Source organism: Streptomyces sp. NPDC047017 (genome assembly GCF_040644175.1).
Taxonomy (GTDB): domain Bacteria; phylum Actinomycetota; class Actinomycetes; order Streptomycetales; family Streptomycetaceae; genus Streptomyces.
In genome coordinates this window covers 44,263-69,985 of sequence record NZ_JBEYVW010000013.1, presented here as the reverse complement: position 1 = coordinate 69,985, position 25,723 = coordinate 44,263, and the positions used below count along the sequence as shown (strand labels likewise).

The following is a 25,723-nucleotide window of genomic DNA, read 5'->3' as shown; positions in this document are numbered from 1 at the left end:
TCGTAGCGATGCGCTGCCGCGAGCTTCGCAGGGGGCCTGCCGGTGTGATCAAACTGGCACTCAAACGTGCACGGACGGATGAGCGGGGGCGGCCACGTGGAGGGGCCCTTCTGCCGCCGGCCGGGTGCGGGCCGACGGTGGCTGGTCGCGCCCCGCGGCGGAGCCGCCGGTGGACGCGGCCCCGCGCCCCTTGGTGGCTTGCAGGAGCCGTTGCCTCGCCAGGCGCCGCAGCTCTTCGCGGGCCACCACGCGTTCGTCCTCCGGATCGTTCGTCAATCGTGATCGGATGGCGGCCAGCAGGTGGTCGAGGGCCTCGGGGCAGGGGAGGCCGCCGAGGCAGATGACGAACGTGTGTCCGAATCTTGACTCGTAGGCGGCGTACGCGGCGCTCAGGGCGGTGGAGGCGGCGACGTAGGTGCCGGCGGGGAGGGCCGGGAGGGGCTCCCGGGTCAGCGCTTCGGCGAGATCGGCCGGGCCGAGGTCGTAGGCCGCCTCGTCCGCCGCCGCCAGCAGGGCCGGCAGGTCGGGGTAGGGGCGATGGGCGGCGACGCGCCGGGCCCAGCGCGGGCTGCGCAGACAGGCCAGGAGGGTGCGGCGGGCCTCGTCGGGCGGGGCGGTGTTGAAGTGCTCCAGGGTCTGCGCGGGCAGCGTGGGTCCTCGGCGTGGGAGTCGGCAGGGGGAGTCGTGAACTGCGCGGCCACGCTATCGGGAGTGGTCATGACGTGTACGGCCGATGGTCGATTTTCACTCGGACGGGAGAGTTTGAGGACGTCTGGTGGACACCTTCCGCGCCCACAGGTCGTACGTTGGCAGAGTGAGTCAGCACAAGCGGCGCCGGAATCCGGCGCGGAAGCTGCAGCACAGGCCGGTCCTGGCCGGCGGCGCGTTCGCCGTGACGGTCGCCCTCGGCGTCGGCCTCGGTGTGTGGGCCTCCGGCGGCGACAGTTCCCCGGCGGGCTCGGCGCGGCGCGCGCCGGACACCCCCTCCACCACGTCCTCCGCGGCCTCGGCGAGCGCCAGTGCCAGCCCGCGCCCGACCCGGTCCTTTCCGCTGTCCAAGGCGCCGGGCACGATCCCCGCGGTGCGCTCCTTCACCGCCGCCCGCGGGCCCGGCTGGCGCCCGGCCCACGGCGAGCGGGTCGTGGTGGGCGATCCGTCGCTGGCCGACGAGGGCCGGCTGATCGCCGGTGAGCTGGGGCTGGCGTACGCGGGCCAGGCCGGCGACACGCGCCCCGGCGACGTGCGCCTGGCGCTGGGCGGGAACGGCAACCCGGAGTCGTACGCCATGACCGTGCGCGACGGCGGGGTCACCATCAGCGGGCCGGCCGACGCGGGCGTCTTCTACGGCACCCGCACCCTCAAGCAGGAGGTGCGCGGCGGCGGCGCCGCCCCCGAGGGCGTCGTGAACGACACGCCCGCCAAGCCGCGCCGCGGCTTCATGCTGGACATCGCCCGCAAGCCGTTCACGGCCGGCTGGATCGAGGACCGAATACGTGAGCTGGGCGACCTCAAGTACAACGAGCTGGGCCTGCACTTCTCCGACGACCAGTCCTTCCGGCTGGCGTCCGACTCGCACCCGGAGATCGTCTCCAAGGACCACCTGACCAAGGCGCAGATCAAGCAGATCGTCGACCTCGCCACCAGCCGGCACATCACCGTCGTGCCGGAGATCGACTCGCCCGGCCACCTGGGCGCCGTCATCGCCGCCCACCCCGACCTGCAACTGCGCGACGCGCAGGGCACGGCGACCAAGGGCGCGATCGACATCTCCAAGCCGCAGTCCGCGAAGATCGTCGACGACCTCCTCAACGAGTACGCGGGCGTCTTCCCCGGCGGCTTCTGGCATCTGGGCGGTGACGAGTACCAGGCGCTGACCGTGCGCGACCCGCAGAGTTCCTACCCGCAGCTGGCCGCCGCCGCCCGGAAGGCGTACGGCTCCGGCGGCACGGTGGCCGACCTCACCACCGGCTGGCTCAACGCCCGCGCCGCCACCGTCCGCGCCCACGGCCGCGCCCCGCGCGCCTGGAACGACGGCTTCTACGCGGGCACCTCGGTGCAGCCCGCCAAGGACATCGAGGTCGCCTACTGGACCGGCAAGGAACTGGGCGCCCGCCCGCCCGCCGAGTACCTGGCGGCCGGCCGCCAGGTGATCAACTACAACGACGAGTACCTGTACTACGTCCTCGGCCAGCCGCAGACCTTCGTCTACCCGACCGGGCAGCGGATCTACGAGCAGTGGACCCCGCGGGTGCTGCGCGGCACCCAGGCGGTCCCCGCGCGCTACGACTCCCAGATCCTCGGCGGCAGCTTCGCCGTCTGGTGCGACTACGCGCACGCCCAGACCGAGGACCAGGTGGCGGCCGGCATCCGGATGCCGCTGCGGGCGACCGTGCAGAAGCTGTGGGATTCGGGCAAGCCCGCGCTGTCCTGGGCCGGCTTCAAGGCGCTGGCGGGCCGGCTCGGCTGAGCGGACCGCCCGGCGGCCGGACCACTGTCGGCCAGGCCGGGAAATGGCCGAAATCTTTTCTCCGGTCCGCGCTCTCGACTCTGCGTGAGGGCCGTGTGACACTACGGGACGGCCCGCCCGCTCCCGGACAGCGCGTCCTTCGCCGAGGTCGGCGCCGTCCCGAGGAGGCGTGGATGAGCCTGGTGGAACTGATGGCGCAGGCCGACGAGCGCGGGCTGACCGCCAGCGGGCTGGCTTGTTTGGATCGGTGCGTGCCGCTGCTCGGCGGCGACGACGAGGTGCTGCGCCCGCTGTGGGGCGCCCTGGCGGACCCGGCCGGCGGCGACTGGGCCGCCCGGCTCGGACAGGTGCGCGGCACACTCGGCGCGGCCGGTCCCGAGCGGCCCGCCGCCGGGGACGGGGAGGCCGCCGCGCTGGCCCACCGCATGCTCGCCGCCGCCCCGGCCGCCCGGTCGGCCGCCCTGGTACGGGAGTGGGCCGGCGCCTGCTCGGCCGCCTCGCTGCGGATCCACCGCCTCCTCGACCCGTCCGACGCCACTGCCCCCACTGCCGTCACCGCCGTCATCGCCGGGACCGGTGGCGCCGCCGAGGGCATGTCCCCGCTGGTCGCCGCCGAACTGCGCCGCCAGATCACCGTCCTCTCCCTCCTCGCCGGGCACGGCACCGCCGGGCTGCGCCAGGCGCTGGACGTCTCGACGGAGGGGCGGCGCGTGCTGCGGGCGGTGGTGTCGCGCCGGGCGCGCGGCCGGGGGTGAGCGGCCGGACCGGACCGGGGGCGGGGGGCTGTGACACTTCCGCGCGGCCCGGCGCTGTTGACCATGGGCCGTGCGCACGGCCGGTCGGATGACACGGTGCGGGTTCAGCGCAGCCCGCTTCGCACTCGGTACGAACGAGGACAGCGTTGGGCCAGGGAGGGGAACCCCGTCGCACGCAGGCGTCCGACGGGGAGCTGGGCGCGGCCGTCGCGCGGGCCCAGGCGGGGGACGAGGGCGCGTTCGCGGTGGCGTACCGGATGGTGCAGCCGGGGCTGCTCGGCTACCTGCGCGGGATCGTCGGCGAGGAGGCCGAGGACGTGGCGTCCGACGCCTGGCTGGAGATAGCCCGCGATCTGGGCCGGTTCAGGGGGGACGGCGCGGGCTTCCGGGGCTGGACGGCGGTCATCGCCCGGCACCGCGCCCTGGACCACCTGCGGCGCCGGCGGGTACGGCCGCGGGCGGCGGCGCTGGAGCCGCACGTACTCGATCTGCCCGGGCCGCAGGACACGCACGAGCAGGCGCTGGAGTCCCTCTCCACCGCGCGCGCCCTCGACCTGATCCGCGGTCTGCCGCGCGACCAGGCGGAGGCCGTGCTGCTGCGGGTGGTGGTGGGGCTCGACGGGCCCGCCGCGGCCCGCGTCCTCGGCAAGCGGCCCGGCGCCGTGCGCACCGCCGCCCACCGCGGGCTGAGGCGGCTGGCCGCCCGGCTGGACGCGGCGGGTGTGACGAAGGACGGCTCCCGCACGCTGGGGGAGTCGGAGTGAACGGCGACGGCGGCCCGGGCGGACGGGCCGGCCGGCCGGGCGACAGGGACGGACGACGCGGGATGGGTGAACCGGAGGGCGGCCGCCGCGGCGGCGGGCGCGCACACCCGGACGGCGCGGCGGCCTCCACCGGGCGCGGCGGTGTGTCCCCCCGCCTCCTGCTGGCCACCGCGCTCCGCGCGTCCCCCGCGGCCGCGGCCGACGCGGCCGAGCGGCGGGCACTGGAGGCCTTCCGCACCGCCCGCGCGGACGGGACCCACCGGACGGCCCGGACCAGACACCGCGACGACTGGCGCCCACGCGGCCCGCGACGCGCCCGCCGGGTGCTGAAGACCGCGGGGACCCTGCTCGTGGCGGGTCTGGCGCTGGGAAGTACGGCGATGGCGGCGACGGACTCCGCGGGGCCGCCGTCTCGTTCCGGCGGGCACGGGCGCGGGCAGGTGCTGCCGGGCGGCGGTCGGCCGGGCGGGGACGGGATCATGGCTGACCGGGGCGCGGGCGGGCGCTGAGCGCGCGTGGCCGGGACAACGGCCGGAGTCGCCACCCCCCACAGGAGAGACCCCGGCCGTCGCACGGCACGGGCCGCGTGGCGACCCGTGTCTTCTACAGCGCCCGGGGTGCGTTTTCTGTCACACCTCTCTTCCGGAGTGTTTAGTTGCACGTTGTACGGTCATGGACGAGAGACGGTTTCAGGCCGTAACGTGCCGTTCGCGCCGGGGGCGGAGCGCACGTGATGACCGCAGACGATCGACGGCCGCGTTGCCGCAACGATCCTGCTCGACACTGAGGAACCACGGGTGCTGGGGGACGACGCGGAGCTGACCGCCGCGGTGCTTGCCGCACAGGCCGGGGACGAGACCGCGTTCCGGACTGTGTACCGCGCCGTGCACCCACGGCTGCTCGGCTACGTACGGACACTGGTCGGCGATCCGGACGCCGAGGACGTGGCCTCCGAGTCCTGGCTCCAGATCGCCCGTGACCTGGAACGCTTCACCGGGGACGCCGACCGGTTCCGCGGCTGGGCCGCCCGCATAGCCCGCAACCGCGCCCTCGACCACATACGGATGCGCGGCCGTCGCCCGGCCATCGGCGGCGACGAAACGGAACTGACCGGCAAGGCCGCCGAGTCCGACACCGCGGTCGAGGCCATCGAGTCCCTCAGCACCGGCAGCACCCTCTCGCTGATCGCCCAGCTCCCCCAGGACCAGGCCGAGGCCGTGGTGTTGCGCGTGGTCATGGGCCTGGACGCCAAGACCGCCGCCGAGACGCTCGGCAAGCGCCCGGGCGCCGTACGCACCGCCGCGCACCGCGGCCTGAAACGGCTCGCGGAGCTGCTCGGCGCCGATGCGGAATCCGTAGGCGGGCTCGGCGCGCTGCCGCCCCCGCGAGAACCGCGCAGCCGCGCGGTGACGTCCGCCGGTGTGACGCATACGCGCGCCCGGACGCAGAAGGACATGTGATGGCCGACGAGCAGTACCGATGGCTGGACCGCGACACGGCGGAGCGCCTGCTGCGCGGCGAGTCACCGGACACCGTCGACGCTACCGTCCGTGACCAGGCCGAACGCCTCGCCGAGACACTGCGGGCGCTGTCCGCGGAAGCCGCCGCCCCCGCCGGTGCGGACCTGGACCTGCCCGGTGAGGAGGCCGCGCTCGCCGCCTTCCGCAAGGTGCGCGCCGAGCAGGCCGACGCCCGCGCCGGCCTGCTCGCCGGGGAGCCCGGCGGCACGGGCCGCTCCTGGCATCTCCGGCCCAGCTGGGGCCGTCCCGTGCGGCTCGCGGTGAGCGCCGCGCTGGCCGCGGGCGCGCTGGGCGGAGTCGCGGCGGCGGCCACGACCGGGGTGCTGCCGACCCCCTTCGGGGGCCGCGAGCCCGTCCCGGCCTCCTCCGTCCCGGCCCAGGCCACCGCCACGCCCGACCGGCTCGCGTCGCCGCCCGCCCACGGCACCGCGGGCGGCGGACCGGGCGGCGAGCAGGGCGGCGGAACCGGCACGCCGACGCCCGGCGCCTCCTCCGCGGGACCGGACGACAACGATGCCCGCACCCCCGCGCCCGACGGCGACGGCACCTCCGGCACCGACCCCGACACCGGGCAGGACGCCCTCGGCGGTCTGCGGAGCCGGCTGACCCGGGCCTGCCAGGACCTGCGCGGCGGCAAGAGCCTGGACGGCGGCCGCCGGCGCGTACTGGAGGGCGCGGCCGGCGGGTCCGCGCGGGTGCGGGCGTACTGCAAGGACATCCTGGCGGCGGTCGACGGCCAGGGCGGCGGCAACACGGGCGGCGGCTGGAAGGGCAAGGGCGGCCAGGGCGGCAACGGCGGCGGCGACGGAAGCGGGGGTGGCAAGGGTGGCGGCCAGAAGGGGTACGGCGGTGGCGGGAACGGCTCCGGCTCCGGGGGCGGTTCCGGGGGCGGTGACGACGACGGCGGTCATCCGGGCGGCGGCCACCCCGGGGGCGGCCGCTTCGGCGGCGGCCACCGCGGGGCCGGGGGCCCGACGCTGACTCTTCCCTCCCGCCTCCTCCCCGCCCCCGCCCCGCGCGCCTCCGGGGCCCGCTGACCCGGCCCCGCCGTGCGGGCGGCTCTCGCGTCCCGGCAGGTCAGGAGCGCCACCGGAAACCCCTCTGACCTGCGGATCCGAGGTCACCGAAAATTTTTTCCGGGAGGGTGTGACGTTTTCGGCCGCCTGGGCGCAGTAATGAGTGAGCCGACTGGTCATCGGCCCTCGCACAGAGCCGGGGTTCCCCCCGTACCTACGGCTCGTGCACCTGGCGCGGGCGGGACACGTTCCCCCGGTCCCGCCCGCGCCCCCAAGCTCACCCGGCGTTCCCCGTGCCGCGCCTCACCGGTGCACGACGACCTTGTCGCCCTCCTTCACCTGCGCGAACAGCCGCGCGATCGCCGCCTCGTCGCGGACGTTGACGCAGCCGTGCGAGCCACCGGCGTAACCGCGGGCCGCGAAGTCGGACGAGTAGTGGACGGCCTGGCCGCCGCTGAAGAACATCGCGTACGGCATCGGCGTGTGGTAGATCGTCGACACATGGTCGCGTGACTTCCAGTAGACCTGGAACACACCGTCCCGGGTGGGTGTCTCCTCGGTGCCGAAGCGCACCGCCATCGTCGAGACCGTCCGCCCGTCGATCATCCAGCGCAGCGTCCGGGTGGTCTTGTCGATGCACAGCACCCGCCCGGTCAGGCAGCGCGCGTCGGGCGCACCCGCCGGCTGGCCGCCCATCAGGTACAGCTCCCACTGGCCCGGCTCGTGCGTCATGGCGACCAGCCGCTGCCAGGTGACGGTGTCGGTCCGCCCGGTCCGCGGCAGGCCGCGCTTGCCCTGGAAGCCCTGGACGGCCCGCTCGGTGGCGGCGTCGTACGTCCCGGTCGGACCGTTCGACAGCCAGCCGACCTGGCGCAGCCGGGCCTGCACCGCGCGGACGGCGCGGCCGCTGTCGCCGCGTGACCACAGGACGGGCGCGCTCACCGTGCGCGTCGGCTTCGGGGCCGGGGCCGGGGGCTGAGCCGGGGCCGGGGTCCTGGTCGCGGTCCGGCTGGGGCCGCCGCCCGCGCCGGGGGCGCCGGTGCGGCCACCCCCTATCGGGGTGCCGGCGCCCGGCGACCGGGTGCCCGGCACCTCCACGCGCACCGGCGGGCGGGACCGGCCGTCCGTGCCCGCACCGGGGTCCCGCACCGTGCAGCCGTACACCCCGCTCAGCGCCACCGCCGCGGCCACCGCGACGGCCGGTCTCCTCATGCCTGTGTTCCGCATACGGCCCCCCGCCGTCCCACCGGTACCCCTCGCCGCCCACGCGGCCGTACGTCCCATGTCTCCCCACCGGCGGCCGCCGGCGAACCCGGGGCGCGGCGGGAGAGATGACCTCGAACGAGTGATCCGGGCGGGAAGCGTCCGCGCGCGGTTACGCTCGTGGAGAGTGGGCCCCGAAAAGGAGGACGCCATGGCCGTACTGCAGCAGGAGCTGACCCTGGGCGAGGCCGCCGACCAGCTCGCCCGTGCACTGCCTGGCCACCGCGTGGAGATTCTCCAGGGGAGGCTCACCGTGACACCGCCGCCGGATGGCTCGCACGGGCTGTCGCTGACAAAACTGTGCAGGGCGCTCGAACGCGCGGGTATCGACGGAAGCGGCGCCGAATGGGTCCAGGGCGTCGGGCTGTGGTTGCCCACGGCGCGTGAGGACTTCGCGATTCCTGATCTCTCCGTCGTCGACGACGACTTCCGCGACGCTCACGTCACCAAGAACTACTACGCCCCCGATGTCTTCCGCCTGGTGGTGGAAGTGACGTCGTCCAACTGGTCCGACGATCTCGGTCCCAAGGTCGAGTGCTACGCCCAGGCCGGTATCCCGGCCTACCTCATCGCCGACCGCAAACACGACGAGGTCCTGCTCCACACGGAACCGGCCGACGGCAAGTATCCCGACCCCGAGCGCTTCAAGCGCGGTCAGGTGGTGCCCTTGCCCGAGTCCATCGGTTTCCGCCTCGAACTGTCGGTCGACACCCTGCTCGACGGCTGACCGTCTCGCCCCCCGAAATCCCCCCGCACGCCCCCGCACCCCCGTGCGACACTCCCTGCCATGTTCGGCGTCATCGATCTCCCCACCTATCTGGCAGGACTCGCCCTCATCATCCTGCTGCCCGGCCCCAACTCGCTCTACGTGCTGTCCGTGGCGGCCCGGCACGGGATACGCACCGGCTACACCGCGGCGGCCGGCGTCTGGTGCGGGGACACCGTGCTGATGACGCTGTCGGCGGCCGGGGTCGCCTCCCTGCTCAAGGCGAACGCCGTGCTGTTCGGGATCGTGAAGTACGCGGGCGCCGGATACCTGACCTGGCTGGCGATCGGGATGCTGCGGGCCGCCTGGGGCATGTGGCGCACCCGGCGTGAGCGCGCCGCCGAGACGGCCACCGGCTCCGCCCGGACCGCCACCGCCGCGGCCGCCCCCGCCGGGGAGCGGCCCCTGCGCCGGGCGTTCGTCATCAGCCTGTTCAACCCCAAGGCGATCCTGTTCTTCGTCGCCTTCTTCGTGCAGTTCGTCGACCCGGGCTACGCCTATCCGGCGCTCTCCTTCGTCGTCCTCGGCGCCTTCGCCCAGGCGGCCAGCGTCCTCTACCTCAGCGCCCTGATCTTCAGCGGCACCCGGCTCGCCGCCGTCTTCCGCCGCCGCAAGCGCCTGTCGGCGGGGGCGACGTCGGCGGCGGGCGCGCTCTTCCTCGGCTTCGCGGTCAAGCTGTCCCTGGCCGGCTCGTAGCCCCCGGGCACCGCAAAACGGGAGGCTGTTCAGCGTCCCGTGCCGCGCCGCAGCGCGCGGGCCCGCCGGGCCACCCGCCGTACCGTCGCGTTGCGCGGTATGAAGGCCAGCCGCGCCGGGACCCCGCCGGGCAGGGCCAGCGAGGTCAGGCGGCGGCGCTTGAAGTAGCGCCGGGTGCGCGGGTCCGGGTGCGCGGCGAGATAGCGCTCGGCGGCCGGCCGCAGGCCCGGGTGGATCTTCGGCTGCATCGCGAACGCGACGGCCCGGACCAGCTCGCCCAGCGCGTCCACGGCCAGGCCCGGCCGCTGCCCGGCCACCGCCGCCGGATCGTCCAGGTCCGGCAGCAGCGCGTCGGCGATCGTCACCGGGACGCGGTTGCTGTTCTCGTACGGTGTCAGCCGCTCAAGGAGGGTGCCCGTGCCGGTGCGGGCGACCGGCAGCCCGTACAGCGCGGACGCGGTGAGCAGCGCGGTGGAGAAGCAGCCGACGACCAGCGCGGGCCGCGTCCGCTGGAACAGCACCTCCGCCAGGACGGGCTCGTCGAGCACCGTCAGCTCGGCGCCCAGCCGCTCCGCCTCCCGCTCCAGCGCCCGCGACCAGCGGGCCGGCGCCGACGGGTGGGGCTTGAAGACGAGGCGCGGGTGGCCGAGCGCGACCGCGCCCCGCACCATCCGCACATGCAGCGCCTCCTCCTCCTCGGCGGTCAGGATGTCCAGGGCGGACAGGTACTGGCCGAGCAGCAGGGCGGGTTCGTCCGGCAGCGGCGGCAAGGCCCCGCAGGCGGCGGCGAGTTCGCCCAGCACCTTCAGGAAGGTGTCCGTGGGGACGGTCTCCGGTGCCACGCCGAACTCGGTGAGCAGCACCGGCGTCAGGCCCGGCACCAGCTCCAGGTGGAGCAGCCGGTCGATACGGGTGCCGACCAGCGGGTCTATCTTGCTGCGGGTGGGGCCGTAGCTCATCAGCCCGTCGGCGTAGACGGTGACGGGCGCGCCGGTGAAGATCTGGCAGACGCCGAGCGCCGGGTTCACCTGGACCGACTCCACGGCCAGCTCCACGTCGTCCTCGCCCAGCCCCCACAGCAGCCGCAGATGCCGCTCCCACAGCGGTACGTCGTCCGGGCGCGGGGCCCAGCCGCCCGGGTGGAAGGGGGCGATGGCCTCGTTCCACGACACCACGTCGTCGAACCGTTCCCGCAGCCGCTCGAAGCCGGGCTGCCGGTCCAGGGCCGGGGCGGTCTCGGGCGTGGCCGCGTTGTTGCAGACCAGCAGAATCCGGCGGTCGGCGGGGGCGAACCGGCCGGCGTCCAGGGCGGCGGCGAGCGTGGCGGCCCCGTACAGGGTGGACGCCAGGGCGATCTGCGTGGTCATGCGGCGGCCCCGGAGGACTTTGCGGTCGCTGCGGTCACCGAGGACTCCGAGGACTCCGAGAACTCCGAGGTCCGCGCGGTTCCCGTCGCGACCGGGCGGCGGCGCAGGCGGCGCAGCCGGGTGGCGCGCCGGACGTCCATCGAGTCCAGCGCCTCGGCCAGCACGTCCTGCGGCATGCGGCGCAGGGCGCGCGCGGCGAGCGACTTCAGTTTCCGTGCCACCGGCGGTTCGAACCTCTCCAGGGAGCCCAGGTGATGGGAGATGATTGCGCAGTACGTGCGGACCGCCTTGGGCAGCAGCAGCTCCGCCTCCCGGTCCCGTGCCGTCTCCTGGACGACCTGGTCGAACGCGCGGATGAAATCGAGCTGGCGCACGTCCCCGATCTGGGTGAGCGAGGAGGCCACCCCGCGCCGGTAGTGCACGCCGAGCAGGCCCACCACGGCGAAGGACTCCGCCTCCCGGTGCAGCCGCCAGATCCACGGCCGGTCCTCGGCGGTGCGCAGCCCGTCGGTGAAGTGCAGCAGGCCCCGGTCGACGAGCCGGCGGTGGTAGACGCCCGCCCAGGCGTAGGGGTAGTCGACCGAGGTGGAGCGGTCGGCCGGCAGGATCGCCGCCCGCGGGTCGAGGACCACGCCGCGCCGGCCGTGCGGCACCCGGTGCAGGACGCGGGTCCGCCCGGTGCACTGCACATGGTCGGTGCGCACGAAGTCGCAGCCCAGCTCCTCGATCGCGGCGAGCAGCCGCGGATAGTAGCCGGGGGCCAGCCAGTCGTCGCCGTCCAGGAACGTCAGGTACCGGCCGCGGGCCCGGTCGATGCCGGTGTTGCGCGCGGTGGCCAGCCCTCCGTTCCGTTCGTGGCGCACGTACACCGCGCCCGGCAGGTCGCGGGCCGCGCGCGCGAGAATATCCGGGGTCGCATCCCGCGAACAGTCGTCGACGAAAATGAATTCGAAGTCTCCACGCGTGTTGGCGTGCAGACTTCGCAAGGTGTCGGGTGCGTATTGCTGCACGTTGTAGAACGGCACGATGACGGAGAGCTTGACCACGCGGGTGACGTTAGGGTGCGGCCCTCTCCCGTGTCTTTTCCTCTGCTTTGACTCGCGGTGAACGACGCGTGGTGATGCGGTGAACCCGGTTCCCGCACGGGCGGGGCCCGGCTCGATTCGTCATTCGGCGGTGCGCTGTTAACCGGCTGTTGCATTCCGATTGGGCGGGACCTAGAAATACCTTCCTACGGTCATCGGCGTGCCAGTAAGTGCGATGAAGGCCCGACGGGTCGCCGTTCTCGCGGACTCCGACACCCGGTGGAAATGGGGTGCGCTCACCGCGCACCGGCTCGTTTCCGCCGAGGGCGACGGGGATGTCCGGCTCGACGGCTTCCTGCTGCGCGGCCGCGCCACCCCCACCGCCCGCCAGCTCACCGAGGTCGGCGTCCGCGCCGACGCGCTCCACGAGGTGACGGCCGCCGAGTTCCTGCGGTCGATGACCGGGACGCCCGCGTCCGGACGGCCGTACGACGTCGTCGTCCTCGCCCTCGTCGGCGGCGGCGTACAGGCGATGCTGCACGGGCTCGGGCGGGCCTGGCGGGGCCGGGCGGACCGGCCCGTGGTCGTCACCGGGTACGTCGGTGTCGTCTACGAGAAGCTCGCCGACGGACTGCTGCTGCGGCACGGCGCGGACCTCGTGCTCGCCAACTCCCGCCAGGACGCGGACCGCTTCCGCGCGCTGTACGAGGGTGTGGGCGCCGACGCCTGCTCGGTCACCGAGGTGGCGCTGCCGTTCCTCGGCGGCGCGCCCCGCACCGGCGAACACACCCCGTACACCGTGGTGTTCGCCGCGCAGCCCTCCGTTCCGGCGAGCCGCCGCGACCGCGCCTATCTGCTGGACCGGCTCATCCGGCATGCCCGGCTGCACCCCGACCGCGAGGTGCTGCTCAAGCTGCGATCCCGGCCGGGCGAGCACACCACCCACATCGAAGAGGTGCCGTACCAGAAGCTGGCCCGGCGGGCCGGCCTGCCGCCCAACCTGCGCCTGGTCTACGGCCACATGGGCGAGCTGCTCGACCGCACCGACCTGCTGGTGACGGTCAGTTCCACGGCCGCCCTGGAGGCCCTGCACCGGCGCATCCCCACCGCCGTCCTCACCGACCTCGGGGTGCGCGAGGCGCTCGGCAACCACCACTTCGCCGGTTCCGGCTGCCTCGCCTCCTGGGACCGGCTTGACGCCGGGCACTGCCCGGAGCCCGACCCGGAGTGGCTGGCCCGGCAGGGCGTGGCCGCCGGGGAGGGGGCGTACGCCGGCGCCTTCGACGCGGCCCGCGCGCGGATCACCGAGCTGCTCGGCCGCCCCGGCGGGCTGCCGCCCCTGGACCCCTACTACACGGCCGCCACCGCGCCCGGCTACCTGCCCGGCATCCTCGCCCGCCACCACCTCGGCCCGGACGGCACGCCGCTGCCGGGCGCCCCGGCCGCCGACCGGGAGCCCGGAGCGGTCCGGCAGCTCGTGCGCCGGGCGGCGCGCGGCGCCTACCGGCACGGCGTGCAGCGCGTGGCGCCGGTCGTCCGGCGGCTGGGGGAGCTGTGAGCGGCCCGGTCCCACGTCAAGGGTGTCAAGAACGTCAAGGAGCAGATGCCGTGTCCGGTCCCCAAGCGGAGCAGACCTCTTCGGCGCGTCCGGCGCGTCCGGCGCGTCCGACGCATCCGGCGCGTCCAGCGCGTCCGACCCGCCCGGCGCGTCGGGTGCTCGCGGTGATTCCCGCGCGGGGCGGTTCCAAGGGGGTGCCCGCCAAGAATCTCGCGCCCGTGGGCGGTGTGCCGCTGGTCGCGCGGGCGGTGCGCGAGTGCCTGGCGGCGCGGCTGGTGACGGACGTGGTGGTGTCCACCGACGACCGGGCCATCGCGGCGGCGGCCCGCGAGGCGGGCGCCGAAGTGGTGCCCAGGCCCGCCGCCATGGCCGGGGACACGGCCACCTCCGAGGCGGCCGTCCTGCACGCGATGGACGCCCACGAGGCGATGCACGGCGCACAGGTGGACGTCGTGCTGCTGGTGCAGTGCACCAGCCCGTTCCTGGTCCGCGAGGACATCGAGGGGGTCGCCCGCGCGGTCGCCGAGGGCGGCGCGGACAGCGCGGTGACGGTGGCCCCGTTCCACGGCTTCCTCTGGCGGGACGGCGGCGCCGACGGCGACGGTGATCAGCACACCGATGCCGATGCCGATGCCGATGCCGGTGCCGGTGCCGATGCCGGCGGTCACGGTGTCAACCACGACAAGTCCGTCCGCCCGCGCCGCCAGGACCGTCCGCAGGACCTGCTGGAGACCGGTGCCGCCTACGCCATGGACGCGGCCGGCTTCCGCGCCCGCCGGCACCGCTTCTTCGGCCGGACCGAACTGGTCCGCACCGACCCGGCACGGGTGCTGGAGATCGACGACCCGCACGACCTCGCCCGCGCCCAGGCCCTCGCTCCCCTGTTCGACAGCGGCGGCCGGGGCGCCCTGCCCACCGCCGCCGACGTCGACGCGGTCGTCCTCGACTTCGACGGCACCCAGACCGACGACCGGGTGCTCGTCGACTCCGACGGGCGGGAACTCGTCTGCGTGCACCGCGGGGACGGCCTCGGCATCGCGGCCCTGCGCGACAGCGGCCTGCCGATGCTGGTCCTGTCCACCGAGCGCAACCCGGTCGTCGCCGCCCGCGCCCGCAAGCTGCGGCTCCCGGTGCTGCACGGCGTCGACCGCAAGGACCTCGCCCTGAAGCAGTGGTGCGAGGAGCAGGGCATCGCGCCCGAGCGCGTGCTGTACGTCGGCAACGACGTCAACGACCTGCCGTGCTTCGCCCTCGTGGGCTGGCCCGTGGCGGTCGCGAGCGCCCATGACACCGTGCGCGCCGCCGCACGCGCGGTCACCACGGTGCCCGGCGGCAGCGGCGCGATCCGCGAGATCGCCGGCTGGCTCCTCGGCCCCTCCCTGACCCCCCTGACCCGACCGACCCCCTCCGACACGCCCGCCCCCTCCGCCACACCCGCCTCTCCCCGCGTTCCCCTCGCCCCGTCCGACCAGTAAGGACACCCCCGCATGAGCACCGACCCCCGCGTCCGCACCCTCGGTTCCCGCGAGGCCGGCCCCTGCCGTCCCGTCTACGTCACCGGTGAGATCGGCATCAACCACAACGGCGACATCGACAACGCCCTCAAGCTGATCGACGCGGCCGCCGAGGCGGGCTGCGACGCCGTCAAGTTCCAGAAGCGCACCCCGGAGATCTGCACCCCGCGCGACCAGTGGGACATCGAGCGCGACACCCCCTGGGGCCGGATGACCTACATCGACTACCGCCACCGCGTGGAGTTCGGCGAGGACGAGTACCGGCAGATCGACGCGTACTGCAAGGAGAAGGGGATCGACTGGTTCGCCTCCCCGTGGGACACCGAGGCCGTCGCCTTCCTGGAGAAGTTCGACGTGCCCGCGCACAAGGTGGCCTCCGCCTCGCTGACCGACGACGAGCTGCTGCGCGCGCTGCGGGCCACCGGGCGCACGGTCATCCTCTCCACCGGCATGTCGACGCCGAAGCAGATCCGCCACGCGGTGGAGGTGCTGGGCAGCGACAACATCCTGCTCTGCCACGCCACCTCGACCTACCCGGCGAAGGCCGAGGAGCTGAACCTGCGCGTCATCAACACGCTGGAGAAGGAGTACCCGAACGTCCCGATCGGCTACTCCGGCCACGAGACCGGCCTGCAGACCACGCTGGCCGCCGTCGCGCTCGGCGCGGCCTTCGTCGAACGGCACATCACCCTGGACCGCGCCATGTGGGGCTCCGACCAGGCGGCCTCGGTGGAGCCGCAGGGCCTGAGCCGGCTCGTCCGCGACATCCGCGTCATCGAGGCGTCGCTGGGCGACGGCGTGAAGAAGGTCTACGACTCCGAGCTGGCGCCCATGAAGAAGCTGCGCCGCGTCACCGGCGTCGTCGCGGAGGCGGAGATCGCCGCGGCGGCGGGCGAGCCGGTCTCGGTGTGAGACCCGCGCCCGCCCGGCCCTCCCCCCACCGCACCGCGCCCCTGCCGCCCCCACGACGGAACGGTCGTACGCCGATGAGCCTCCACGCCGGCTCCCCCGGCCCCGCCTCCACCCCCGCCCGCGCCACCGCGCCCGCCGCGGCCCGCGCCCCCCGCACGCTCGCCTTCGTGGAGAGCCCCGTCCAGCTCCTGAACGTCCTGGAGTGGGCCCACGCCCAGCGCCGGCCGGGGCAGGGGCGGGAGCCGGGCGGAGGCGGGGGCGGGATCGGGGGCGGCGAGAGCCGTACGGGGCTGGTGCCCGCCCAGACCAGACGCCGGGTGGCACCGCAGCCGGCACCGGAGGAGGCGGAGCCGCCCGGCCCGTGGCTCACCCTCGTCGTGCTCTCGCCGACCGATCCGATGTCCCGGGGACAGCTGCGGCGGATGGCCGGGCTGGCGCGGGAGGAGGGCCACGAGGTGCGGTGGGAGGAGGCACGGGACGGGGGCACCGCGCCGTTCCGGACGATCGGCGGGCTGACACCGGCGCTGCGGCGGGCGGACCGGGTGGTGATGGGGGACCCGTTCTCCCGGTACGTGCAGCTGCTGCTGACGATCACCCGGGCGGCGGACCTCGTGGTGGTGGACGACGGCACGGCGACGATGGAGTTCGTCGCGCAGCTCGCCCGCGGCGAACGGCTGGTGCGCTGGCACCGCAAGGGCGGCCGGCGCGGCCCGCGGGACCTGCTGTTCGCCCCGGTCTCGGCCGCCGCCCGCCGCCGGCTGACCCCGGGCGGGGCCCGGCGCGTGGAGGTCTTCTCCGCCATGCCGGTCGACGAGGTCCCCGAGGGGGTGAGCGTCACCGTGAACCGGTTCGTGTGGGCCCGTGCCCGCTTCGGCCCGCCGCGCATCATCGCGGGCGCCGACCTCGTGGGCACCTCGCTGGTGGAGACGGGCGTGGTGGACGGCGAGCGCTACCTCGAAGCGGTCCGCGCGCTGGCCGAGGCGCACGGGGTCCGCCGCTACTTCGCCCACCGCCGCGAGAGCGCGGACAAACTGCACCGGCTGGCCGCACGGACGGGCCTGGAAGTGGTCCGGCCGGACCTGCCGCTGGAGCTGATCGCCCGACGTGGCCCGATCGGCCGTACGGTCCTCAGCTTTCCCTCCACGGTGGTGCACACCCTGCCGCCCGCCCTGGCCGGCACGGGGGTGCGGGTCACCGTCTGCGACATCGACCCGAGCTGGCTGACGGCGCGCGCCTCGCCGCGGGCCGCCGGGTTCCTCGCCGGAGTGACGGACTCGGCGCGCGGCGTGCACCGGCTCGCGCGCCCGGCGCGGACGTCCGGCAGGTGAATAATTCGGGCGTGGGGCACGCGGGACGTGGTATGCGTGGAGAAACGAACGAACAGAAGCACAGTGGGACGGGCGCCAAGGGCGCGGCCACGGCCGCGGACCTGGGGATCCCGTGATCCACTCGGCCGGGAAGGCGGGCGAGTGTACCCGTCCCGGTCTACGCCTATGCGCCGACGGCCGGTTTTTCTTCCCCTGACGGGTTGAAGTTTTGTTGATCGAGGGGCAGTTGACCGGCCTGGCGTCATACCCTTCAGAGGGTGAACCAGTTGATGTCCCCAGAGTCCGAGGCCGATACCACGACGCAGACCGCTCTTCCCGGCACGCTGCCGGAGGCGCTGTTCGCCGAACTCGTCGCCTTCCGCCGTGACCTGCACATGCACCCGGAACTCGGCAACCAGGAGTTCCGCACCACCGCCGCGATCAAGGCGCGGCTGGAGAAGGCGGGGTTGGCGCCCCGGGTGCTGCCCTCCGGCACCGGGCTCGTCTGTGACATCGGCGGGGACACCGGCGCCGACGAGGTGCTCGGCCGGGAGGGCGACGGCGAGGCGTCCGGCATCCTCGCGCTGCGCGCCGACATCGACGCGCTGCCCATCCCGGACACCAAGAGCGAGTGCCCCTACCGCTCCACCGTGCCCGACCGGGCCCACGCCTGCGGCCACGACATGCACACCACCGTGGTGCTCGGCGCCGGGCTCGTCCTGGCCGGGCTGCACCGGCGGGGCCTGCTGCCCCGGCCGGTGCGGCTGGTCTTCCAGCCCGCCGAGGAGGTGCTGCCCGGCGGCGCGACCGAGGCGATCAAGGCCGGTGTGCTGGCCGGGGTGGGCCGGATCCTCGCCGTGCACTGCGACCCCCGGGTGGACGCGGGCCTGATCGGGCTGCGGCAGGGCGCCATCACCTCCGCCTGCGACCGGCTGGAGGTCTCCCTGGACGGCCCCGGCGGGCACAGCGCCCGCCCGCATCTGACGACCGACCTCGTCACCGCCGCCGCCCGGGTCGTCACCGACGTGCCCGCGCTCGTCGGCCGCCGGATCGACACCCGCGCCGGGCTCGCCGTGACCTGGGGCCGGATCGAGTCCGGCCACGCCCCCAACGTCATCCCGCAGCACGCGGAACTGGCCGGCACCGTGCGCTGCCTCGACATCAACGCCTGGCGGCACGCGCCCGACATCGTGGTCGCCGCGATCGACGAGGTGGCCAACCTGCACAAGGCCAAGTCGGAGATCAACTACGTGCGCGGGGTGCCGCCGGTCGTCAACGAGCCGGAGGCGACCGAGCTGCTGCGCGCGGCCATGACGGCCCGGCGCGGCGCGGACTCCGTGGAGGGCACCGAGCAGAGTCTCGGCGGCGAGGACTTCTCCTGGTACCTGGAGCACGTCCCCGGCGCCATGGCCCGCCTCGGCGTCCGTCCCCCCGGCGAACGCACCCTGCGCGACCTCCACCAGGGCGACTTCGACGCCGACGAGTCCGCGATCAGGGTGGGCGTGGAACTCTTCACGGCCGCGGCCCTGCTGCACCCGACGCACTGACGGCCCCGGGCGAAGGGGTGCCGCACCGGCGCCCCCACCCCGCCGCCGCCCGCCCGCCCCGCCCCCATCCCCGTCACCACGTTTCGGTAACGGCCCCGAGAAACACCGTTCCTCCCTCCTTCTACGCGCGTTACTGTGCGCGCGACTCGCCGCCAGGGCGGCGTATGGGGTCGCGGGCCGGGGACGGCGCCGCGGGCAAGAAGGGGTGCTTGCTGTGCGTACGAACTCCCGAAGGACCAGAATCTCCCGGACCGCGGTGGCGGTCGCGGTCGTCGCGCTGGCGGCCGCCGGCTGCGGCAAGTCCAGCACCGACTCCCACAGCTCCTCCTCCGAGTCCGGCAGGTACGCGGGCAAGGGCATCGGACTGGCGTACGACGTCGGCGGCAAGGGCGACCAGTCCTTCAACGACGCCGCCTTCGCCGGTTTCGAGAAGGCCCAGAAGGAGTTCAAGATCGGCGGCCGGGACATCGAGCCGCAGGACGGCGAGTCGGACGCCGACAAGGTGCAGCGCCTCGAACAGCTCGCCAAGGCCGGCTACAACCCGGTCATCGGCGTCGGTTTCGTGTACGCGCCGGCCGTCAAGGAGGTCGCGGCGAAGTACCCGAAGATCACCTTCGGCATCATCGACGACGACACCGTCAAGGCGCCCAACGTCGCCGACCTCGTCTTCCACGAGGAGCAGTCCTCGTACCTGGCGGGCGTCGCCGCGGCCAAGACGTCCAAGAAGAACCACATCGGGTTCATCGGCGGCGTGGACGTCCCGCTGATCCACAAGTTCGAGGCCGGCTTCGACCAGGGCGCCAAGTCCGTGAACCCGAAGATCAAGATCGAGTCGCAGTACCTGACGCAGACCGCGCAGGAGGGCGGCTTCTCCAGCCCGGACAAGGGCCGGGACGCGGCCAACGGCCAGATCGAGGCGGGCGCGGACGTCGTCTACCACGCGGCCGGCCTCTCCGGGCAGGGCGTCATCCAGTCCGCGGCCGAGCACAAGGTGTGGGCCATCGGGGTGGACTCCGACCAGTACGGGCAGAGCTCGCTGGCCAAGTACAAGGACTGGATCCTCGGCTCTGCGCTGAAGAACGTCGGCGGCGCGGTCTACGACCTGACCAAGTCCGTCGTGGACGGCAAGCCGCTGACCGGCGAGGTGCGCGGCGACCTCAAGTCGGGCGGCGTGGGCTTCGCCGACTCCAACCCGAAGTACCAGGCCATGAAGGACGTCGTCGCCGCCGTCGACCGGGCCAAGCAGGACATCATCAGCGGCAAGGTCACCGTCAGCACCAGCGGCAGATAGCAGCGGCGGCGGCTCCCCCGCCGGGGGCCGTCCGCGTGACAGACCCCGCGCCCCTCGCCTTGAGCGAGGGGCGTACTGCTGTCCGTGAGCGGCCCCGCCGGTGCGGCCACAGCTCGGTAACGGAGGGGACAGAAGGGGTTTTCCGTCTGGTCTACGCGCGTTACGCTGCGGCGGAACCAGCGCCTGGCTTGGGCGCTTGCACAAAGGAGTCACGTTCCATGCGCCGGGTGTCCCGTATCGCGGTTGCAGGCGTTGCAACCGCAGCTCTCGCCGTCACCGTATCCGCCTGTGGCAGCTCGTCCAGCGAGTCGACGGGCGGCGGTGGCAAGAACCTCGGTCTTGCCCTGGCGTACGACGTCGGCGGCAAGGGCGACCAGTCCTTCAACGACGCCGCCTCGGCCGGCCTGGAGCGCGCCGACAAGGAGTTCGGCTACAAGAGCACGTCCGTCGAGCCGCAGGACGGCGAGTCGGACGCGGACAAGGTGCAGCGCCTGGAGACCCTGGCCAAGCAGGGCTACAACCCGGTGATCGGCGTCGGCTTCTCCTACGCGCCGGCCGTCAAGGAGGTCGCGGCGAAGTACCCGAAGGTCACCTTCGGCATCGTCGACGACGACACGATCAAGGCGCCCAACGTCGCCGACCTCGTCTTCCACGAGGAGCAGGCCTCCTACCTCGCCGGTGTGGCCGCCGCCAAGACCACCAAGTCGAACACCGTCGGCTTCGTCGGCGGCGTGGACGTCCCGCTCATCCACAAGTTCGAGGCGGGCTTCAAGCAGGGCGTCGCGGACACCAAGAAGGGCGTCACGGTCAAGTCGCAGTACCTGACCGAGACGGCCGCCGAGGGCGGCTTCTCCAGCCCGGACAAGGGCGAGAACGCGGCCAGCGGCCAGATCGACGCCGGTGCCGACGTCGTCTACGCCGCCGCGGGCCTGTCCGGCCAGGGCGTCATCAAGGCGGCCGCCGCGCACAAGATCTGGGCGATCGGCGTGGACTCGGACCAGTACAAGCAGGACGCGCTGGCCAAGTACAAGGCCTCGATCCTCACCTCCGCCATGAAGGACGTCCAGGGCGCCGTCTTCAACCTGGCCAAGTCGGTCAAGGACGGCAAGCCGCAGACCGGCGAGGTGCGCGCCAGCCTGACCACGGGCGGCGTGAGCCTGTCCGACTCCAACCCGGTCTTCAAGAACAACGCCGACCTCCAGGCCGCCCTGAAGAAGGCCGAGGACGGCATCAAGAACGGCTCCATCAAGGTCAAGACCTCCTGACCCGGAGGTCGTGACCTGCCTGGGACCTCCCGGGCATGGCCTGCGCGGCGCCGTAATGGCAGCGTTACGGCCACGGAACGGGGTGCGGGAAGCAGGACGGATCTCCGCACCCCGTTCGCGCGGCACAATGCTCGGCATGCCCGGTACGGATCGGGAGCAGAAACCCGCTCCGTACCGGGCGATATTTCGAAGTAGGGGCGCTACGCGCGTAGAGCGGCCCCTTTCCTTGAGGAGAGTGCGCCATCGACGCGTCCAGCAGCCCTCCGCTCACCGATCGGTCGACCGTCGCGGTAGAGCTCGCGGGCATCACCAAGCGATTCCCCGGAGTCGTGGCCAACCACGACATCCACCTGACCGTCCGCAAAGGCACCGTGCACGCCCTGGTCGGCGAGAACGGCGCCGGCAAGTCGACCCTGATGAAGATCCTCTACGGCATGCAGAAGCCGGACGAGGGCACCATCGCGATCGACGGCGAGCAGGTCGCCTTCGGCAGCCCCGCCGACGCCATCGCCCGCGGCATCGGCATGGTCCACCAGCACTTCATGCTGGCCGACAACCTGACCGTCCTGGAGAACGTCGTCCTGGGCAGCGAGAAGCTGCACGGCATCGGCGGCGCCGCCCGCAAGCAGATCACCGAGATCTCCGACCGCTACGGCCTCGGGGTGCGCCCCGACGCCCTGGTGGAGAACCTCGGCGTGGCCGACCGTCAGCGCGTGGAGATCCTCAAGGTCCTCTACCGCGGCGCCCGCACCCTCATCCTGGACGAGCCGACCGCCGTGCTCGTCCCGCAGGAGGTCGACGCGCTCTTCGACAACCTGCGCGAACTGAAGTCCGAGGGCCTGTCCGTCATCTTCATCTCGCACAAGCTGGGCGAGGTCCTCTCGGTCGCCGACGACATCACCGTCATCCGGCGCGGCACCACCGTCGGCACCGCGGTGCCCTCCGAGATCACCCCGCGCGAGCTGGCCGAGATGATGGTCGGCAGCGAACTGCCCACCCCGGAGACGGCCGAGTCGACGGTCACCGACCGCCCGGTCCTCACCGTCGACACGCTGCGCCTGGAGGCCGAGGGCGGCCGCGCCGTCCTGGACGACATCACCTTCACCATCCACGCCGGCGAGGTCCTCGGTCTCGCGGGCGTCGAGGGCAACGGCCAGACCGAGCTGATCGAGGCGCTCATCGGCCTCCAGCACGCCGACTCCGGCACCATCACCCTCGGGGACCAGGACATCACCCCCTGGCCCACCCGCAGGCGCCGCGAGTCCGGCGTCGGCTACATCCCCGAGGACCGCCACCGCCACGGCCTCCTGCTGGAAGCCCCGCTGTGGGAGAACCGCATCCTCGGGCACGTCACCGAGCGCCCCAACGCCAAGGGCTTCTGGCTCGACCCCAAGGGCGCCCAGGCCGACACCCGCCGGATCGTCGAGGAGTACGACGTCCGCACCCCCGGCATCGACGTCACCGCGGCCTCCCTGTCCGGCGGCAACCAGCAGAAGCTGATCGTCGGCCGGGAGATGAGCCACAGCCCGAAGTTCCTGATCGCCGCCCACCCCACCCGCGGTGTGGACGTCGGCGCCCAGGCGCAGATCTGGGACCAGATCCGCGAGGCCCGCCGCGAGGGTCTGGCCGTGCTGCTGATCTCCGCCGACCTGGACGAGCTGATCGGCCTGTCCGACACCCTGCGGGTGATCTACAACGGCCGGCTGGTCGCCGACGCCGACCCGGCCGCCATCACCCCGGAGGAGCTGGGCTCGGCCATGACGGGTGCCGCCGCCGGCCACCTGGAACACGCAGAGACCACCGACGACGACGCCGGTCCGGAGGACGAGGCCCGATGAAGAAGTTCGACAAGGAGCGGGTGCTCCTCGCGGTGGCCGGCCCGGTCATCGCGCTCGTCGCGGCGATCGTGCTGACCTCGGTCGTGCTGATCGCCTCGGGCAAGAGCCCGATCGAGCCGTACACGCTGATGCTCCAGCAGGCCGGCTACTCCGACGTCCAGGTGCTCATCCTGAACCAGGCGTCGATGTACTACCTGGCCGCGCTCGCGGTCGCCGTCGGCTTCCGCATGAACCTGTTCAACATCGGCGTCGACGGCCAGTACCGGCTCGCCGCGATGATGACCGCCGTGGTCGGCGCCCACCTCGCCCTGCCGTCCTTCCTGCAGATCCCCGTGCTGCTCATCGTGGGCATGCTCACCGGCGCCTTCTGGGCCGGCATCGCGGGCGTCCTGAAGGTCACCCGGGGCGTGAGCGAGGTCGTCGCGACGATCATGCTCAACTCCATCGCCACCAGCGTCATCGGCTACCTCACCCTGAACAGCGTGTGGGGCGTACAGGTCGGCAACAACTCCACGACCGGCGTCATGAAGGACTCCGGCTGGGTCCCCGGCATCGACCTGGGCTCGGACGTCGGCGAGATCTACGGTCTGGTCTTCCTCGCCGTCGCCATGGGCGTCGTCTACTGGGTCGTCCTCAACCGCACCCGCTTCGGCTTCGACCTGCGCGCCACCGGCGAGTCGGAGTCGGCCGCCGCGGCCTCCGGTGTGAACGCCAAGAAGATGGTCCTCACCGCCATGCTGATCTCCGGCGCGGTCGCGGGCCTGTCCGGCCTGCCGCTGCTGCTCGGCGACTCCCACACCTACAGCCTGAGCTTCCCGACCGGACTCGGCTTCACCGGCATCACCATCGCCCTGCTGGGCCGCAACAACCCGGTCGGCATCGCCTTCGCGGCGCTGCTGATCGCCTTCCTCGACAAGGCGTCCCCCGCTCTCGACTACGCCACCCCGGTGGCGTACGAGAAGGAGATCGCCACGATCATGCAGGGCCTGATCGTCTTCGCGGTCGTCATCTCCTACGAGGCCGTACGCCAGTGGGGCCTGCGCCGCCAGCAGAAGCAGGTCGGTCTGGAACTCGCCGCGGCCGCCGCCCAGAACAACTCCGAGAAGAAGGAGGTGGCGGCCCGATGACCACAGCGACCATCGCCAAGCCGCAGGCGAAGCAGCCCGGCAAGGGCAGCCGCCGGTTCTCCCTGCCGGTACTCCTGCTGATCATCGCGGGCGTGCTGGTGCTGACCTCCGTCGTCCGCCTGATCACCGGCGCCGACGGCATCACCTCCACCGGCCAGATGTCCACCGCGCTGCGGCTGGCCGTGCCGATCGGCCTGGCCGGACTCGGCGGCCTGTGGTCCGAGCGCGCGGGCGTCGTCAACATCGGCCTCGAAGGCATGATGATCCTCGGCACCTGGTTCGGCGCCTGGGCCGGCTACCAGTGGGGCCCGTGGACCGGCGTCCTGTTCGGCGTCGTCGGCGGCTGCCTCGGCGCGATCCTGCACGCCGTCGCCACCGTGACGTTCAACGTCAACCACATCGTCTCCGGTGTGGCCATCAACATCCTGGCCCTCGGCACCACCCGCTACCTGTCGAAGTTCACCTTCGAGGGCGCCCCGCAGGGCTCCTCCAAGCAGTCCCCGCCGATCGACTCGCTGGGCACCTTCGACATCCCCGGCCTGTCCGGCTGGCTGGACACGCTCAACCAGAAGCACTGGTTCCTCGTCTCCGACCTCGGCGGCCTGATCGGCGGCCTGATCACCGACCTGTCGCCGCTCACCGTCGTCGCCGTCGCCCTGGTGCCGCTGTCCTGGTGGGTGCTGTGGCGCACCGCCTTCGGGCTGCGGCTGCGCTCCTGCGGCGAGAACCCGGTGGCCGCCGAGTCGCTCGGCGTCAACGTCTACAAGTACAAGTACCTCGCCGTGATCATCTCCGGCGGCTTCGCCGGGCTTGGCGGCGCGTTCCTGTCCATCGTGGCCTCCAACGTCTACCTGGACGGCCAGACCGCGGGCCGCGGCTACATCGGCCTGGCCGCGATGATCTTCGGCAACTGGATGCCGGGCGGCCTCGCCCTGGGCGCCGGCCTGTTCGGTTACACCGACAGCCTGAACCTGCGCGGCGGCACCACCAACGTGCACGCGCTGATCCTGCTGCTGGCGATCCTGCTGGTGTTCGGGGTGGCGTACCTCGTGTGGAAGAAGAAGCTCGTCCCCGCCGTCATCACCGCCGTGATCTCGGCGCTGATGTTCGCCTGGTACGCCGGCACCGACGACGTGCCCAAGCAGGTCGTCACCGCCACCCCGTACATCGTCACCCTGCTGGTGCTGTCGCTGTCCGCGCAGCACCTGCGGATGCCGAAGGCGGACGGCCTGCCGTACCGGAAGGGACAGGGCAAGTGACCGCGGACGCGACGACGGCCGACTGGGCGGCGCTGCGCGAGGAGGCGCGCGCGGCGATGAGCCGCGCCTACGCCCCCTACTCGGGCTACCCGGTCGGTGTCGCCGCCCTGGTCGACGACGGCCGCACCGTCACCGGCTGCAACGTGGAGAACGCCTCCTACGGCATCGGCCTGTGCGCCGAGTGCGGGCTCGTCTCCCAGCTGCAGAACACCGGCGGCGGCCGGCTGACCCACTTCACCTGCGTGGACGGCCGCGGCGAGATCCTCGTGCCGTGCGGGCGCTGCCGCCAGCTGCTGTACGAGTTCGGCGGCCCCGACCTGCTCCTGGAGACCCCGGAGGGCATCCTGCCGCTGTCCCGGATGCTGCCGCAGGCGTTCGGGCCCGGACACCTCGACAGGTGACACCCGTGCGGCCCCTCCGAGCCCGTCGTGGCCGGAGGGGCCGCACCCTTTTCAGCACCCCCTTC

23 protein-coding genes are annotated in these 25,723 nt (G+C 73.3%); 19 read left to right on the top strand and 4 right to left on the bottom strand.

Features of this window, described 5'->3' with window-relative positions; genetic code table 11:
• Positions 1-60: 60 nt before the first annotated feature.
• Complete coding sequence (locus ABZ858_RS21980) at positions 61-648, bottom strand: 2-oxo-4-hydroxy-4-carboxy-5-ureidoimidazoline decarboxylase (protein ID WP_361381520.1); 588 nt, start codon at positions 646-648, stop codon at positions 61-63.
• A gap of 223 nt (positions 649-871) precedes the next feature.
• Here ABZ858_RS21980 and ABZ858_RS21975 point away from each other — a divergent pair, with 223 nt between their 5' ends.
• The 6 genes from ABZ858_RS21975 to ABZ858_RS21950 all read left to right on the top strand — a co-directional run bounded on the left by ABZ858_RS21975 (position 872) and on the right by ABZ858_RS21950 (position 6,543).
• A complete protein-coding gene (locus ABZ858_RS21975; protein WP_361381517.1) occupies positions 872-2,467 on the top strand; it encodes a glycoside hydrolase family 20 protein in 1,596 nt (531 codons plus the stop codon).
• A gap of 173 nt (positions 2,468-2,640) precedes the next feature.
• A complete protein-coding gene (locus ABZ858_RS21970) occupies positions 2,641-3,222 on the top strand; it encodes a hypothetical protein (RefSeq protein WP_361381017.1) in 582 nt (193 codons plus the stop codon).
• 146 nt (positions 3,223-3,368) lie between these two features.
• Entirely contained in the window at positions 3,369-3,986 is a 618-nt protein-coding gene (locus ABZ858_RS21965) for an RNA polymerase sigma factor (protein WP_361381014.1), read from the top strand.
• A 62-nt stretch (positions 3,987-4,048) separates the two neighbouring features.
• Positions 4,049-4,495 (top strand): hypothetical protein, encoded by a 447-nt coding sequence (locus ABZ858_RS21960; RefSeq protein ID WP_361381011.1) that lies wholly within the window; start codon positions 4,049-4,051, stop codon positions 4,493-4,495.
• Between the two features lie 288 nt (positions 4,496-4,783).
• Positions 4,784-5,446: an RNA polymerase sigma factor gene (locus ABZ858_RS21955; RefSeq protein WP_361381008.1), complete on the top strand. Its 663-nt coding sequence runs from the start codon at positions 4,784-4,786 to the stop codon at positions 5,444-5,446.
• Positions 5,446-6,543 carry an extensin gene (locus tag ABZ858_RS21950; protein WP_361381005.1) on the top strand — a complete coding sequence of 366 codons (1,098 nt, stop codon included), beginning with the start codon at positions 5,446-5,448 and terminating at the stop codon, positions 6,541-6,543. Before ABZ858_RS21955 ends, ABZ858_RS21950 begins: the two co-directional genes overlap by 1 nt.
• A gap of 282 nt (positions 6,544-6,825) precedes the next feature.
• Here the strand turns inward: ABZ858_RS21950 and ABZ858_RS21945 are convergent, their stop codons facing one another.
• Entirely contained in the window at positions 6,826-7,734 is a 909-nt protein-coding gene (locus tag ABZ858_RS21945) for a L,D-transpeptidase family protein (RefSeq protein WP_361381002.1), read from the bottom strand.
• Between the two features lie 202 nt (positions 7,735-7,936).
• Here ABZ858_RS21945 and ABZ858_RS21940 point away from each other — a divergent pair, with 202 nt between their 5' ends.
• The gene (locus ABZ858_RS21940) at positions 7,937-8,512 is read left to right on the top strand and encodes a Uma2 family endonuclease (protein ID WP_361380999.1); all 576 of its coding nucleotides are present in this window, start codon (positions 7,937-7,939) and stop codon (positions 8,510-8,512) included.
• Between the two features lie 60 nt (positions 8,513-8,572).
• On the top strand, positions 8,573-9,247 hold the full coding sequence (gene leuE, locus ABZ858_RS21935) for a leucine efflux protein LeuE (RefSeq protein WP_361380997.1): 675 nt from the start codon (positions 8,573-8,575) through the stop codon (positions 9,245-9,247).
• A 29-nt stretch (positions 9,248-9,276) separates the two neighbouring features.
• Here leuE and ABZ858_RS21930 read toward each other — a convergent pair whose 3' ends face one another.
• Together ABZ858_RS21930 and ABZ858_RS21925 are read right to left on the bottom strand one after the other, a co-directional pair.
• Entirely contained in the window at positions 9,277-10,614 is a 1,338-nt protein-coding gene (locus ABZ858_RS21930) for a polysialyltransferase family glycosyltransferase (protein ID WP_361380994.1), read from the bottom strand.
• Complete coding sequence (locus tag ABZ858_RS21925) at positions 10,611-11,660, bottom strand: glycosyltransferase family 2 protein (RefSeq protein ID WP_361380991.1); 1,050 nt, start codon at positions 11,658-11,660, stop codon at positions 10,611-10,613. The genes ABZ858_RS21930 and ABZ858_RS21925 overlap by 4 nt, the downstream gene beginning before the upstream one ends.
• A gap of 199 nt (positions 11,661-11,859) precedes the next feature.
• Between ABZ858_RS21925 and ABZ858_RS21920 the strand changes: the two genes are divergently transcribed.
• The 11 genes from ABZ858_RS21920 (at position 11,860) to ABZ858_RS21870 (ending at position 25,658) form a co-directional block, all read left to right on the top strand.
• Positions 11,860-13,197 (top strand): DUF6716 putative glycosyltransferase, encoded by a 1,338-nt coding sequence (locus ABZ858_RS21920; protein ID WP_361380988.1) that lies wholly within the window; start codon positions 11,860-11,862, stop codon positions 13,195-13,197.
• 155 nt (positions 13,198-13,352) lie between these two features.
• On the top strand, positions 13,353-14,672 hold the full coding sequence (locus ABZ858_RS21915; RefSeq protein WP_361380985.1) for an acylneuraminate cytidylyltransferase: 1,320 nt from the start codon (positions 13,353-13,355) through the stop codon (positions 14,670-14,672).
• Positions 14,673-14,684: 12 nt separating this feature from the next.
• Positions 14,685-15,623, top strand: a complete 939-nt coding sequence (locus tag ABZ858_RS21910) for an N-acetylneuraminate synthase family protein (protein WP_361380982.1) — start codon at positions 14,685-14,687, stop codon at positions 15,621-15,623.
• A 74-nt stretch (positions 15,624-15,697) separates the two neighbouring features.
• Entirely contained in the window at positions 15,698-16,951 is a 1,254-nt protein-coding gene (locus ABZ858_RS21905) for a hypothetical protein (protein ID WP_361380979.1), read from the top strand.
• Positions 16,952-17,220: 269 nt separating this feature from the next.
• Positions 17,221-18,477, top strand: coding sequence for an amidohydrolase (locus ABZ858_RS21900; RefSeq protein WP_361381514.1), 1,257 nt, complete (start codon positions 17,221-17,223; stop codon positions 18,475-18,477).
• Between the two features lie 256 nt (positions 18,478-18,733).
• Positions 18,734-19,768: a BMP family ABC transporter substrate-binding protein gene (locus ABZ858_RS21895; protein WP_361381511.1), complete on the top strand. Its 1,035-nt coding sequence runs from the start codon at positions 18,734-18,736 to the stop codon at positions 19,766-19,768.
• 218 nt (positions 19,769-19,986) lie between these two features.
• On the top strand, positions 19,987-21,033 hold the full coding sequence (locus ABZ858_RS21890; protein ID WP_361380976.1) for a BMP family ABC transporter substrate-binding protein: 1,047 nt from the start codon (positions 19,987-19,989) through the stop codon (positions 21,031-21,033).
• Positions 21,034-21,275: 242 nt separating this feature from the next.
• The gene (locus ABZ858_RS21885) at positions 21,276-22,871 is read left to right on the top strand and encodes an ABC transporter ATP-binding protein (RefSeq protein WP_361381508.1); all 1,596 of its coding nucleotides are present in this window, start codon (positions 21,276-21,278) and stop codon (positions 22,869-22,871) included.
• Positions 22,868-23,998 carry an ABC transporter permease gene (locus ABZ858_RS21880; protein WP_361380972.1) on the top strand — a complete coding sequence of 377 codons (1,131 nt, stop codon included), beginning with the start codon at positions 22,868-22,870 and terminating at the stop codon, positions 23,996-23,998. The genes ABZ858_RS21885 and ABZ858_RS21880 overlap by 4 nt, the downstream gene beginning before the upstream one ends.
• Positions 23,995-25,257 (top strand): ABC transporter permease, encoded by a 1,263-nt coding sequence (locus tag ABZ858_RS21875; RefSeq protein ID WP_361380969.1) that lies wholly within the window; start codon positions 23,995-23,997, stop codon positions 25,255-25,257. The genes ABZ858_RS21880 and ABZ858_RS21875 overlap by 4 nt, the downstream gene beginning before the upstream one ends.
• Complete coding sequence (locus tag ABZ858_RS21870) at positions 25,254-25,658, top strand: cytidine deaminase (RefSeq protein ID WP_361380966.1); 405 nt, start codon at positions 25,254-25,256, stop codon at positions 25,656-25,658. Before ABZ858_RS21875 ends, ABZ858_RS21870 begins: the two co-directional genes overlap by 4 nt.
• The last annotated feature ends 65 nt before the right edge of the window (positions 25,659-25,723 follow it).

Excerpts from the sequence above, each read along its gene's own strand:
- ABZ858_RS21970 (WP_361381017.1), top strand. The coding sequence starts at position 2,641 with ATGAGCCTGGTGGAACTGATGGCGCAGGCCGACGAGCGCGGGCTGACC.
- ABZ858_RS21960 (WP_361381011.1), top strand. The coding sequence starts at position 4,049 with ATGGGTGAACCGGAGGGCGGCCGCCGCGGCGGCGGGCGCGCACACCCG.
- ABZ858_RS21950 (WP_361381005.1), top strand. The coding sequence starts at position 5,446 with ATGGCCGACGAGCAGTACCGATGGCTGGACCGCGACACGGCGGAGCGC.
- ABZ858_RS21945 (WP_361381002.1), bottom strand. The coding sequence starts at position 7,734 with ATGAGGAGACCGGCCGTCGCGGTGGCCGCGGCGGTGGCGCTGAGCGGG.
- ABZ858_RS21940 (WP_361380999.1), top strand. The coding sequence starts at position 7,937 with ATGGCCGTACTGCAGCAGGAGCTGACCCTGGGCGAGGCCGCCGACCAG.
- leuE (WP_361380997.1), top strand. The coding sequence starts at position 8,573 with ATGTTCGGCGTCATCGATCTCCCCACCTATCTGGCAGGACTCGCCCTC.
- ABZ858_RS21930 (WP_361380994.1), bottom strand. The coding sequence starts at position 10,614 with ATGACCACGCAGATCGCCCTGGCGTCCACCCTGTACGGGGCCGCCACG.
- ABZ858_RS21910 (WP_361380982.1), top strand. The coding sequence starts at position 14,685 with ATGAGCACCGACCCCCGCGTCCGCACCCTCGGTTCCCGCGAGGCCGGC.
- ABZ858_RS21905 (WP_361380979.1), top strand. The coding sequence starts at position 15,698 with ATGAGCCTCCACGCCGGCTCCCCCGGCCCCGCCTCCACCCCCGCCCGC.
- ABZ858_RS21900 (WP_361381514.1), top strand. The coding sequence starts at position 17,221 with ATGTCCCCAGAGTCCGAGGCCGATACCACGACGCAGACCGCTCTTCCC.
- ABZ858_RS21890 (WP_361380976.1), top strand. The coding sequence starts at position 19,987 with ATGCGCCGGGTGTCCCGTATCGCGGTTGCAGGCGTTGCAACCGCAGCT.
- ABZ858_RS21880 (WP_361380972.1), top strand. The coding sequence starts at position 22,868 with ATGAAGAAGTTCGACAAGGAGCGGGTGCTCCTCGCGGTGGCCGGCCCG.
- ABZ858_RS21875 (WP_361380969.1), top strand. The coding sequence starts at position 23,995 with ATGACCACAGCGACCATCGCCAAGCCGCAGGCGAAGCAGCCCGGCAAG.